Source organism: Mesorhizobium oxytropidicola (assembly GCF_056174625.1).
In genome coordinates this window covers 3,964,146-3,976,663 of record NZ_CM149692.1, presented here as the reverse complement: position 1 = coordinate 3,976,663, position 12,518 = coordinate 3,964,146, and the positions used below count along the sequence as shown (strand labels likewise).

Annotated in this window: 10 protein-coding genes; 4 read left to right on the top strand and 6 right to left on the bottom strand. The window is 64.1% G+C overall.

The window, feature by feature from the left end; all coding sequences use genetic code 11:
• Window position 1: 1 nt before the first annotated feature.
• From nagZ to AC0V8S_RS19825, 4 genes are all read right to left on the bottom strand, one after another.
• Window positions 2-1,021 (bottom strand): beta-N-acetylhexosaminidase, encoded by a 1,020-nt coding sequence (nagZ, locus tag AC0V8S_RS19840; protein WP_475432901.1) that lies wholly within the window; start codon window positions 1,019-1,021, stop codon window positions 2-4.
• Between the two features lie 150 nt (window positions 1,022-1,171).
• Window positions 1,172-4,549: an SPOR domain-containing protein gene (locus AC0V8S_RS19835; RefSeq protein ID WP_475432900.1), complete on the bottom strand. Its 3,378-nt coding sequence runs from the start codon at window positions 4,547-4,549 to the stop codon at window positions 1,172-1,174.
• A 103-nt stretch (window positions 4,550-4,652) separates the two neighbouring features.
• Window positions 4,653-6,410 carry an arginine--tRNA ligase gene (argS, locus tag AC0V8S_RS19830; RefSeq protein WP_475432899.1) on the bottom strand — a complete coding sequence of 586 codons (1,758 nt, stop codon included), beginning with the start codon at window positions 6,408-6,410 and terminating at the stop codon, window positions 4,653-4,655.
• A gap of 63 nt (window positions 6,411-6,473) precedes the next feature.
• Window positions 6,474-7,688 carry a deoxyguanosinetriphosphate triphosphohydrolase gene (locus AC0V8S_RS19825; RefSeq protein ID WP_475432898.1) on the bottom strand — a complete coding sequence of 405 codons (1,215 nt, stop codon included), beginning with the start codon at window positions 7,686-7,688 and terminating at the stop codon, window positions 6,474-6,476.
• Window positions 7,689-7,764: 76 nt separating this feature from the next.
• On the opposite strand from AC0V8S_RS19825, the gene erpA reads away from it, so the two are divergent.
• From erpA to AC0V8S_RS19805, 4 genes are all read left to right on the top strand, one after another.
• Complete coding sequence (gene erpA / locus AC0V8S_RS19820; RefSeq protein WP_027024881.1) at window positions 7,765-8,112, top strand: iron-sulfur cluster insertion protein ErpA; 348 nt, start codon at window positions 7,765-7,767, stop codon at window positions 8,110-8,112.
• A 4-nt stretch (window positions 8,113-8,116) separates the two neighbouring features.
• Complete coding sequence (locus tag AC0V8S_RS19815) at window positions 8,117-8,509, top strand: VOC family protein (RefSeq protein ID WP_475432897.1); 393 nt, start codon at window positions 8,117-8,119, stop codon at window positions 8,507-8,509.
• 7 nt (window positions 8,510-8,516) lie between these two features.
• Window positions 8,517-9,311, top strand: coding sequence for an exodeoxyribonuclease III (xth, locus tag AC0V8S_RS19810; RefSeq protein WP_183460257.1), 795 nt, complete (start codon window positions 8,517-8,519; stop codon window positions 9,309-9,311).
• Window positions 9,312-9,383: 72 nt separating this feature from the next.
• Entirely contained in the window at window positions 9,384-9,701 is a 318-nt protein-coding gene (locus AC0V8S_RS19805; protein ID WP_183460259.1) for a hypothetical protein, read from the top strand.
• A 50-nt stretch (window positions 9,702-9,751) separates the two neighbouring features.
• On the opposite strand, the gene AC0V8S_RS19800 is transcribed toward AC0V8S_RS19805, so the two are convergent.
• Window positions 9,752-10,582 carry a tetratricopeptide repeat protein gene (locus AC0V8S_RS19800; protein ID WP_475432896.1) on the bottom strand — a complete coding sequence of 277 codons (831 nt, stop codon included), beginning with the start codon at window positions 10,580-10,582 and terminating at the stop codon, window positions 9,752-9,754.
• Window positions 10,569-12,293, bottom strand: coding sequence for a dihydroxy-acid dehydratase (ilvD, locus tag AC0V8S_RS19795; protein WP_095199892.1), 1,725 nt, complete (start codon window positions 12,291-12,293; stop codon window positions 10,569-10,571). The genes AC0V8S_RS19800 and ilvD overlap by 14 nt, the downstream gene beginning before the upstream one ends.
• Window positions 12,294-12,518 lie beyond the last annotated feature (225 nt).

Here is a 12,518-nt window from a genome sequence, read left to right as displayed (position 1 = left end):
GCTAGGCCACCGCATCGAAATAGGTGGCGAATTCCGCGCGTATCTCGGTTTCCTCGACCGCGTCGTGTTTCTTTATATAGGTCAGTGCCCGCTTTGCACGCTCCAGCGACTTGCCCTCAAGCCCCTTGGTGCGCGATGCGATGCCCGCCATCTCCTCGAAAACGCCATTGCAGTGAAGGACCAGATCGCAGCCCGCCGCAAGGATCGAGGCCGCCTTTGTCGGGAAATCCCCAGAAAGTGCCTTCATCGAGGTGTCGTCACTCATCAGCAACCCATCGAAGCCGATCTCGTGGCGGATGATCTCGTCGATGACCTTGCCGGAGGTGGTCGCCGGGTTGTTGGGGTCGATGGCGCTGTACACGACATGCGCTGTCATCGCCATCGGCAGGTCGTTGAGCTCCCGGAACGGGGCAAAATCATGTCGCTGCAGATCGCTCAGCGAGGCGTTGACTATTGGCAGCTCGAAATGTGTGTCGGCAAAGGCCCGGCCATGGCCGGGAATGTGTTTCATCACCGGCAGCACGCCGCCGGACATCAGGCCTTCGGCGGCAGCACGGCCGAGTTCTATGACCGGGCGCGGCTCCTTGCCATAGGCGCGCGCGCCGATGACGTCGCTGGCGCCTTCGATCGGCACGTCGAGCACCGGCAGGCAATCCGCCGTGATGCCGTAGCGCAAGAGGTCGAAGGCATGCAGGCGCGCCATCAGCCAGGCAGCACGGGCGCCGGCGTCGTGATCGTCGCGCCACAGCGCGCCAAGCGCTCCGCCGGCCGGATAGTTCGGCGCCAGCGGCGGCCGCAGGCGTTGCACCCTGCCGCCTTCCTGGTCGATGAACACCAGCGCGTCCGGCCGTCCGATACAGTCGCGCATCTCGGCGACGAGATCGCGGATCTGCTCGGTCTCGCCAATATTGCGGGCAAACAGGATGAAGGCCCATGGGCATTCATTGCGATAGAAATTGATTTCTTCGCGGGTGAGCGATTTCCCGGCACAGCCGAGGATCATGGATTTTGATTCGGTCATATCAGGAGTCTAGGGCTTCGCGCGGTTAAAGGGAATCGTCGGGGAGTACATGCGGTCCAACGGCAGAAATGCTTCCACATGAAAAACGCCGGGCACATAAAAAGCCGGCGCGACCTGGGGCCGCGCCGGCTTTGAACGGTTGAACGTCGTCTAACGCGACACGAAGCAATTGCCGCCAGCAGCCTTGTAGCTGGTGCACAGATTGATGGCATCGTTGCGCGACTGGGCTACGACGCGGACGCGGTAGAACGTGCCCTTGCCGGCGATCTCGGCCTTGACGATGTTGGCGGTGCGCCCGGCAAGCACGCCGCCGTAGCGGCGTTGCAGGTCCTGGTAGGTCGACTGCGCACTTTCCACGGTCGGCTGCGAAGCAACCTGCATCGACCACGAACCACCACCGGTCGCCGTCGTTGCCGGATCGATGGACGCAACCTGATCGGGCTTAACCTCGCCGACGACGTCGACCGGCTGGTCGGACGGACGCTGCGGCGCGATCGCTACCTTGGCCGGCGTGTTCGCTGACTGCGCCTTGGCCTCAGCCTTGGCCGCCGGTTTGGCTGCCGGCTTGAGGGCCGGCTCGTCGTCCGACTGGGCGGCGGGCGCCACCGTGCCGGTCTGGTCGGCATCGGCGGACGGCGCGACATGCTGCGGCGCCGGATCGGTCGGCTCGGCGGCTGCCACCTGCGGCGCAGCCGGTGCCGGATCCTCGCGTGGCACCAGCGAGCCGTCCGATTTCACCACCATGGTCCTCACCTTGCGCGGCGCGACGGCGACGACATCGGTGTTGGTGCCCTTGTCGGCATCCTGCAGCACCTGCGCGATGCGATCCTCGGACTTGGGCGCGGACGCCCCCGCATTGTCGGCCGGCGCTGCATTGGCGGCCGGTGCCGCGCTGGCAGTCGGCGCGGCATTGCCGTCGTCGGCTCCACCAACGGCAGTACCTTGATCAGCAGAAAGATCGACAGCACGGGCCGGATCCTTCGCCTGCACATCCACCGGGACTTCAGTGTTGGTGACAAGTTTCTGCTGTACCGGCTCGGCGGGCTTCGCGCCCTTGACCACGGCGTCGTAGACCTTGTTGTCCTGGTTCGGCACCACGGTGCCGCCCGGATTTTCCGGCTTGACCTTGATCGGCGAATTGTCGGCCTTGACGATGACAGGCGCTTCGCTGCCGCCCTTGCCGCCGAAAGACAGGGCAAAGGCACCAAGGCCGCCCGCGACCGCCACGGCACCGACGATGGCGGCTATGAACAGGCCGCGACGGCCCGACGGCTTGGCCGCTTGACGCTCGCCGAGACCCGGAACGGACATCGCCTCGTCCAACTCAGGATCATAGTCGAGTTCATCGACGGTGAAGTCGTCCGGCTGCGAGACCGGCTGGCTGCCGGGCAAACTGTCGAGATCGAAGCCGTCGGCGGCATCGGCATAGCCTGTATTCGCCGCTGTGCGCGTGGGCATTTCCGCCGGCCGCGCCGCATAGGTCCGTGCTTCCGGCTGGAAGGCTGGTTTGGGCGCTTCATATGCCGGCGCCTGATAGCCCGAAGTGAATCCGGCATTGTAGGAATCGTCGGCATAGGCAGCGCTGCTTGCGGGTGCAGCGGGAGCCGGCGCAACCTCCACCGAATTCATTTCCGTCAGAAGGCTGGCGAACTCGGCGTCGAGATCGTCATAACCAGCGGTGGCCGGCTCGTCTTCCTCGAAATGCAGTTCCGGAATGTCGAGATCGTCCGCCAGCGCCACGACGCGCTCCGGCACATCGACCGTTTCGACATCGGGCATCTCTTCGTAGCGCGAGGACTGTCGCGGCTGTGGCGCCGATACGGGGGCTGCATAAGGAGCAGCCGCAACCGGCTCGGGCGCACGGTAGGTCGGCACAAGAGCCACTGCCGGGGCCACCGAAGCGGCCGGCTGCGCGGCAAATGCCGGCTGCTGGGGAACCGGCGTCACGCGGCTCCACGAACGGGTCGGCTCCGTCGGAGCGGAGCGCTCGGCCAGCCAATCGAGGGAATCGGCCGGATCCTGCCGGGAGGCAGGCTCGTCGCGCGGATCTAGGCTCCTGGCCAAGGCTGCGTCGAACGCATCATTGTCGAAATCGACATCGAGATCAGCGGCATCCGAACCAGGATCCTGGCCCTGAAGCTCGTCGAGCAGCAGATTGTCGAGATCGGTATCGTGAGCGGCACTGGAGGCATGCAGATCCTCGGGCGCTTGCTCATCGAGATCCCAGTCGAGATCGCCGACAAGATCGGCCGGTTCCTCGGCGGCCTTTGCAGGCGCGGCAGCATATGGAGCAGCATACGGCTGAACGGGAGCGGCAACCGGCTGAGCCACAACGGGCTGAGCGGCGACAGGCTGAGCCACGACAGGCTCCTTGGCCGACGGCAGCGTGCGCGCCGTCATGGCGCCCAGAAGCGCGTTCAACTCGTCTTCGAGGCTGCGTTCGTCCGCCACTGGGGCCGGCGCCGGCTCGGCCATGACGGCCGCTGGCGTTGCTGGAGCTATCGGCTGGACCGCGGCAGCCGCAACCTCGGCGACCGGCTCTTCGGCAGGCTCGGCGAACGCGTCATCCAGGTTCAGATCGAAATCATCTTCCGAAGCGGCTTCGGAGCTCGAGAGTTCGTCCCTCGCATCCTCGGCATGGGCGGACACGTCGTGCGCATCAGCCACGTCAAAGGCCACCGGCTCATCCGCCTGAACGTCAAAATCCACATCGACATCCGCCATCGCGGCCTCGAAGCGACCGTCGAAATCCTCGTCGGAAATCGCCTCAGCCTCGTGCGCGGCGGCTGGCACCAGGTCCGGATAGTCGGCCGTGGCCGCAGCCACAGGGCGCTGATCAGCCGAATGGCCGTCCAGCGTCAGTTCATCTTCGAGCGAAAGCGCGACCGCATCATCGAATTCATGCTCAGGGGCCGGCTCGACAGCCATCGGCACTTCGGCAATGGCATGCTGGGCCTCTACGGCCTCGTCCTCGATCTCGACGGCATGGTCCTCGATGTGAAAATCCTGATCGAGCGACGCGGCGAGTTCTTCCTCGATCGGCAGATCGTCCTCGAAGGGCGAAACGTCATCGAGCGAACTCGCGACGGCGTTGTCGAAATCGGCGTCGAAGGCAGGTTCGACAGATGGCGCGGCTTCGGCTGCGCCGAGATCGGCATGGCTGGCGACGACCGCCTGATCATCGGCACCCGTGAAGTCCAGATGGAAATCGTCGTCGAGCGACAGCGCAAGATCGTCGTCAGCCGCATGCACGGCCGCCGTTTCGAATGCCGGCTCATGAGTCTCGACAACCGGAGCAGCATCGCTGTCGCCAGCGTCGAAGTCGCCCATCAGTTCCTTTTCGAGGTCGATGTCGAAATCGTCCTCTTGCACGGGCTGACTGGCGGCAGCGACCTGCGGCTCGACCCGCGCCTGCTGCTTGACCGGCTGGCGTGGGTCGAATCCCATGATCCTGGTCAGTTCCGCGAACGGATCATCGTCAGCGATGTCGTTGTTGTCGGCTACTCTCAGCTGGGTTCTGTCTGCCATTATTGTTCCCGAACTCGCACTCATTCGGACGCCATGGACGTCGCGCAGGGTTGGCCCTTACCAGCGCAATGTGGGCAAAAGGTGACAGGTTTTTTAGTCAAACCTAACGCATTTCGGTGGGCGCGGCGGCCCCGATCAGCGTCAGGCCGGACGTGAGAACGTCCGAAACAGCCTGCACCAGCCCTAGTCTGGCATGCGTCAATTGTCGGTCGTTAACCTTAACAAAACGTAAGTCCGGATTATCCGTGCCCCGGTTCCAGTGTCCGTGGAAACTGGAAGCCAGATCATAGAGATAAAATGCCAGCCTATGCGGCTCCAGCGCAAGAGCGGCGGATTCGATCAGGCGTGGATATTCGGCGAGCTTGCGGATCAGGCCAAGCTCGCCCTCGTCGGTCAGCAAAGCCGCCGCGGCAGCCAGGCTTTTGCGATCGAAATTCGCCTCGCCCAGCTGCTCGCTGGCCTGCCGAAACACCGAATGGCAGCGCGCCGAGGCGTACTGCACATAAAACACCGGATTGTCCTTGGACTGCTCGGTGACCTTGGCGAAGTCGAAGTCGAGCGGCGCATCGCTCTTGCGGAACAGCATCATGAAGCGCACCGCGTCGCGGCCCACCTCTTCAATAACTTCCCGCGCCGTGATGAAATTCCCAGCCCTTTTTCCCATCCGGACCGGCTCGCCGTCGCGAAACAGCTTGACCAGATTGCAGAGCAGAACCGTGAGCTTCACCTCGTTGCCGGCAATCGCCCGCGCCAAGGCTTCCAGCCGCTTGACGTAACCGCCATGGTCGGCGCCGAGCACGTAGATCAGGTCGACGAAGCCGCGATCGACCTTGTCCTTCAGATACGCCACGTCGGCGGCGAAATAGGTGAACGATCCGTCCGACTTGACCAGCGCCCGGTCCATGTCGTCGCCGACCGCCGTCGAGCGGAACAGCGTCTGCTCGCGGTCTTCCCAGTCGTCCGGCTTCTCGCCCTTGGGCGGCGGCAGCTTGCCTTTGTAGATGTGGCCCTTCAGCGTCAGGTCGTTGATCGCCAAACGGATCTTCCTGGCATTGTCGGCATGCAGCGTGCGCTCCGAGAAGAACACGTCGTGATGCACGTTGAGCAGCGCCAGATCCTCACGGATCATCACCATCATCGCATCGATTGCGCGATCCTTGACGATGGCCAGCGCCTCATCCTCCGGCATTTGGAGCAGGTTGCGGCCGAACTCTTTCGCCAGCGCCTGGCCGAGAGGAACCAGATAATCGCCTGGATAAAGGCCAGTCGGAATCTCGCCGATCTCGTCGCCGAGCGCCTCCCGGTACCGCAGTATGACCGAGCGGCCGAGCACGTCGATCTGTCCGCCGGCATCGTTGATGACATATTCCTTGGTCACGTCGTAGCCGGCAAACGCCATCAGGTTGGCGAGCGCGTCGCCGACGACCGCACCCCGGCAATGGCCGACATGCATCGGGCCTGTCGGGTTGGCCGAGACATATTCGACATTGGTTTTACGGCCGGCACCGATCGTCGAGCGGCCGTAATTGCGGCCCTCGCCCAGAAGCGCCGACAGATGCGCCTGCCAGAAGCCGTCCTTGAGCCGGAGATTGACGAAGCCAGGGCCGGCGACCTCGGCGGCGGCGACATCCTTGTCATCGCGCAACGCCAGCGCCAGCTTCTCGGCCAGCGCACGCGGGTTCTGCCCGGTGGGCTTGGCCAGCACCATCGCCGCATTGGTCGCGAGGTCGCCATGGCTGGCGTCACGCGGCGGTTCGACGGCAATGCGCGACAGGTCGGGCGAAACGCCATCCTTGTCTTTCAGATCGAGCGCTTCGACAGCCTTTGTGACTCGCGCGGTGAAATCGGCGAAGATGTTCATGGGGTATTGCTCTGGTGGCTTTATGGCGAATCCGGCTCGTTGGCCGGCAAAATCGCGCCCGCCCTAGCTCAAATCCGGGGTGCGGTCAAACAAACGCCTGTGTTCCTTGAGCGCGTAGGTGTCGGTCATCCCGGCCAGGAAATCGGCGACGCTGCGCGCCTTGATGCGATCGTCGGCCCTGTCCAGCCCCTCGCGCCAGCCATCCGGCATGGCGCGCGGGTCGGCGAAATAGACGTCGAACAGGTCCCTGACGATCTGCTCGGCGCCGGCGCGCACCCGCATCACCTCCTTGTGCCGGTAGAGGTGCTTGTAGAGAAAGGCTTTCAGTTCCTTCTCGGCTGCGGCCATCTCGGCGGAAAAGGTCACCATCGTCTCGCCCGCCGCCCGCACCGCATCGGCGCTCTGGGGCCTGACTCGTTCCAGATTGGCGGTCGCGCAGACGATGACATCCTCGACCATGGCGGTGATCTGCCGCCGCATCAGTTCGTGGCCGGTGCGCACGTCATCGAGCCCGGGATAGCGTTGGCGCACGCCCTCCAGGATCTTTCCCGGCAGCGAGACCGCCTCCAACATGTCGAGCGTCAGCAGCCCTGACCGCAGGCCGTCGTCAATGTCGTGCGTGTTGTAGGCGATGTCGTCGGCGATCGCGGCACATTGCGCTTCGATGCCGGCGAACCGGTCGAGTTCGAGATCCTGCAGTTCCGAATAATCGCGGATCGCCTGCGGCACCGGCCCTTTCAGGCCCTTGCCGCTGGCGTCGGTCAGCGGGCCATTGTGCTTGACCAGGCCTTCCAGCGTCTCCCAGGTCAGGTTCAGCCCATCGAATTCGGCGTAGCGCGCCTCCAGCCGCGTCACGATGCGCAGCGATTGCGCGTTGTGATCGAAACCGCCCCAGGCCGCGATCTTGTCGTTCAGCGCGTCCTCGCCGGTATGGCCGAAGGGCGTGTGGCCGAAATCGTGCACCAGCGCCACCGCCTCGGCGAGATCCTCGTCGCCGCGCAACGCCCGCGCCAGCGCACGTGCAATCTGCGCCACTTCGATCGAATGGGTCAGTCTTGTGCGGTAATGGTCGCCCTCATGGGCGATGAAGACCTGCGTCTTGTGCTTGAGCCGCCGGAATGCCGTCGAATGGATGATGCGGTCGCGGTCGCGCTGGAACGGCGTGCGGGTCGGGCTTTCGACCTCGACGAACAGCCGACCGCGCGAGCGCGCCGGATCGGTGGCATAGGCCGCGCGCGGCCGATAGCCGAACCCGATGTCGCCCAACTCATTGGTCATGGCTGATGCTGCCGCAGTTGACTTGGCCCCTTGCGCTTCATACCTATCATGTGAAACCGAAAGCAAGGTGACGCCCATGGGCGCTGATGCCAAGACCGCCATGAAAGTGGACATGACCGAAGCCGCCGCCAGGCGGATTGCCAAGATTGTGTCTGGCGAGGCCGGCAAGACGGCGCTGCGCGTTTCCGTCGAAGGCGGCGGATGCTCCGGCTTTTCTTACAAGTTCGACCTGGTCGACACGCGCAACGACGACGACGTCGCCATCGAGAAGGATGGCGCGACCGTGCTGATCGACGATCTGTCGCTGGTCTATATGGGCGGCTCGGTAATCGACTTCGTCGACGATCTGATGGGCCAGTCCTTCCAGATCCGCAATCCGAATGCGGTCGCCTCCTGCGGCTGCGGCACCAGTTTCTCCATCTAGCGGCATGCCTGCCATCGGCGCGGTCCGTCAGGTCGCGCTGTCGGCCGGACGCGATCTTGATTCGACGCTAGCCTTCTGGCGTGACGTGCTCGGCATGGGCGTTCACGCCCGCTACGATCCTCCCGGTATCGCCTTCATCATGGCCGGCGATGTCAGGCTACTGTTCACCGACGGCGTTCCGGCCGGCACGGTCTATCTCGACATTGCAGGCCTCGAAGCCTTCCACGCCGAGGCGAAAGCCGCTGGCGTCCCCTTCACCGCGCCGCCGACGCTCGTGCATCGCGACACCGAAGGCCAATTCGGTCCGGCGGGGGAAAGCGAGTGGATGGCCTTCCTAAAGGACCCGGCAGGCAATACGATCGGCCTCGTCGAACGCCACCCGCCGCAGGAAGAATAAGACCGTCATGAAAATCGTCACCTGGAACATCAACGGCGTTCGCGCCCGCATCGGCAACCTCACCCATTGGCTGACCGAGAGCGCGCCCGACATCGTCTGCCTGCAGGAGATCAAGACGGTCGACGAGCAGTTCCCGCGCGCCGAGATCGAGGCCCTGGGCTACAATGTCGAAACCCATGGCCAGAAGGGCTTTAATGGCGTGGCGCTGCTGTCGAAGCTGCGCTTCGACGAAGTCAATCGCGGCCTGCCGGGCGACGATACCGACGAGCAGGCGCGTTTCATCGAAGGCGTGTTCTCGACCGACAAGGGTGCGCTTCGGGTCGCCTCGCTCTATCTGCCGAACGGCAACCCGATCGATGACGACAAAAAGTTCCCCTACAAGCTGAACTGGATGGCGCGGCTGGAGCGCTGGGCCGAGGAGCGGCTGAGGCTGGAAGAGGCACTGGTGCTGGCCGGCGACTACAACGTCATTCCCGAGCCGATCGACGCACGCTTTCCGGAGAACTGGTTGGGCGACGCGCTGTTTCAGCCGCAGACGCGGCAGGCCTTCCGGCGGCTGCTCAACCTCGGCTTCACCGAAGCGGTGCGCGCAGTCACCGATGCGCCCGACACCTACACCTTCTGGGACTATCAGGCCGGCGCCTGGCAGAAAAACAACGGCATCCGCATCGACCATCTGCTGCTGTCGCCGGAAGCCGCCAACCGGTTCTCGTCGGCCTCGATCGAAAAGCATGTGCGCGCCTGGGAAAAGCCGTCCGATCACGTGCCGGTGGCGATCGACCTCGCCTTGCAGCCGGCCTGACCGGAGCCCCTCCGCCGTCGATTGGTCTGGACGTTGTATCGCCACAAATCGGGCGCATGAGAGAAAATCATCATGGCGGCTGGGGTTCCCATGACCATTCGATTTGTTGTTTGTCCGATCGGCGTGGCATTTGCCACGGCCGCGATGTTGCCGGCCTTCGCCGCCCCGGAATGTCTCGCCAATGGAAAATCCTATCCGGTCGGCCAGGTCGCCTGCCTGACCGTTGCCGACCAGAGCCATCTGGCGCGCTGCGAGATGGTGCTCAACAACACATCCTGGACCAAGGTCGGCGACAGCTGTCCCGAAAACACGATGGCGCCGCATCTGCACGTCACCCCGATCTCGACGCCCGCGCCAAGCATGGTGCCGACAGAGCCGACCGAGAACTGATTTTGCCCATTAGCCGATCTCCCGTTGTGGGGAGATGCCGGCAGACGACCTTACTGGTCCGTGTTGGCGGTGCCCTTAGTGAGGATGTCGTCGGCCAGTGAAATCGCCGTGCGCCGGTCGGCTTCGCCGGCGGCGGCGAAGGCCTCTTCCTGCATGCCGCGAATCCAGGGCTGGTCGGCCGGCGAGGCGCGCTCGAGTGCCGCGGTCATCATCGCCAGGCCGCGAACGATCTTGCCGCTCTGGAACAAGAGATGGCCAAGCGTCGCCTGCGCGCCGGCATGGCCCTTCTCGGCGGCGAGCTGGAACCAGCGCCCGGCCTGCTTGACGCTGGCCTTCACGCCGCCCTCGCCCTTCAGGAACATCTGCCCCATCTCGAACTGAGCGTTCGGGTTGCGGTAGTTGGCGGCGGCGCGCATGTAATATTCCTGGGCCGCCACCTCGTTCTCGGTGACCGGGCTGCCGGGAATGCCCGTGCGCAGATAGTCGCCGAGCGCCACCAGCGCGTCGGAGACGTAGCTTTCCTCAGGCGAGCCGGGCTCAACATCCTGGTCGACGATCTCGGAGAAGAACTTGAACGCCTCATAGTCGTCGCGCGCCACGCCGTCGCCTTCGGCATACATGCGGGCAAGCTTCCAGGTGGCGCCGATCTGGCCGTTTTCGGCGGCGTATTTATAGGCCTCGGCGGCCTGTTCCTTGTGGCCGTTCTTATAGGCGGAGAAGCCGAACTGGAACACCGCCCAGGGGCTCGACTGCGGCTTCACGCCGGTCTTGTCGTCGAACACCTTGTCGTCGAAGGCCAAAGCCTGGCCCACGGCGCCAAAGATCGCGACAGCGACCAGTGCCGGAAGGACAGACGACCTCAACAACTCAGATATCCGCATAGCAGTGTGTTTCTTTCGCACCGCCCGGATGGGTGACCGCGCCGTCGCGGGCAGACCCGACCGTCTGTGCGTATTTCCATATCGCGCCCGACTGGTAGTCGGTCGTGCGCGCCTTCCATGTCTTTGCCCGCGCCGCCAGTTCGGCCTCGGTCAGCGCCACGTCGATCGTACCATTCACCGCATCGATCGAGATCACGTCGCCATCCCGGATGAGACCGATCGGGCCGCCAACCGCTGCTTCCGGCCCGACATGGCCGATGCAGAAGCCGCGCGTCGCGCCCGAGAAGCGGCCGTCGGTGATCAGCGCCACCTTGCCGCCCATGCCCTGACCGTAGAGCGCTGCCGTCGTCGACAGCATCTCGCGCATGCCCGGGCCGCCGCGCGGTCCTTCGTAGCGAATGACCAGGACCTCGCCTTCTCTGTAGTTGCGATGCGTCACCGCCTCGAAACATTCCTCTTCCGAATCGAAGCAGCGCGCCGGGCCGGAGAATTTCAACTCCGCCATGCCCGCGACCTTCACGATCGCGCCTTCGGGGGCAAGGTTTCCCTTCAACCCCACGACACCGCCGGTTTGGGTAATTGGTCTGTTGGCCGGGCGGACCACATCCTGGTGTTCATTCCAGGCAACGTGCTCCATGTTTTCGGCCAAAGTGCGGCCAGTGACCGTCAGGCAATCGCCATGCAGATAGCCATGGTCGAGCAGCGTCTTCATCAACAGCGGAATGCCGCCGGCCTCGAACATGTCCTTGGCGACATATTTGCCGCCCGGCTTGAGGTCGGCGATGTAAGGCGTCTTCTCGAAAATTTTCGCCACGTCGAAGAGGTCGAACTTTATCCCTGCCTCATGCGCGATCGCCGGCAGATGCAGGGCTGCATTGGTCGAGCCGCCGGTGGCGGAAACCACGGTCGCCGCATTCTCCAGCGCCTTCAGCGTGACGATGTCACGCGGCCGGATGTTTTTCGCGATCAGCTCCATGATCTTTTCGCCCGAGGCGAAATTGAAGCGGTCGCGCATTTCGTAAGGCGCCGGCGCGCCGCAGGAATAGGGCAGCGCCAGACCGATCGCCTCGGCGACGGTGGCCATGGTGTTGGCGGTGAACTGCGCGCCGCAGGAGCCGGCCGACGGACAGGCGGCCTGTTCGATCTCGAGCAGCTCGGCATCGCCGATCGTGCCGACCGAATGCTGGCCGACCGCTTCGAACACATCCTGCACGGTGATTTGGCGGCCGCGATAGCTGCCGGGCAGGATCGAACCGCCATAGATGAAGATCGACGGCACGTTGAGCCGCACCATGGCCATCATCATGCCGGGCAGCGACTTGTCGCAGCCGGCAAGGCCGACCAGTGCATCGTAGCAGTGGCCGCGCATGGTGAGTTCGACCGAATCGGCAATGACCTCGCGCGACACCAGCGACGACTTCATACCCTGGTGGCCCATGGCGATACCGTCGGTGACGGTGATGGTGCAGAATTCGCGCGGCGTGCCACTGGCGGCAGCGACGCCCTTCTTGACCACCTGAGCCTGGCGCATCAGCGAGATGTTGCAGGGGGCCGCTTCGTTCCAGCAGGAGGCGACGCCGACCAGCGGCTGCGCGATCTCGGCGGCGGAAAGCCCCATGGCATAGAGATAGGAACGGTGCGGCGCACGCGCCGGACCGACAGTCACGTGGCGGCTAGGGAGCTTAGCCTTTGAAATGACCTTGGCGTCCATTCTCATCCTTGCCGCGGGCGGTGCGGCCTGTCCCATCGCCGAGCCTTTTGGCGCGTGTCCCGAGACCATTTCGAGGTGCGCCGGGTTTATGGCGGGAAATGGGCAATTTCCTCAGGCGGATTTGTAGCGCAGGGGTTGTTCAGAAAGTGTTGCCAAAACGTCACAATCGCACGAGGTGGCACCAGTGCGGCTTATATGCAACGCAGCTTGGATACCGGGGCCAGC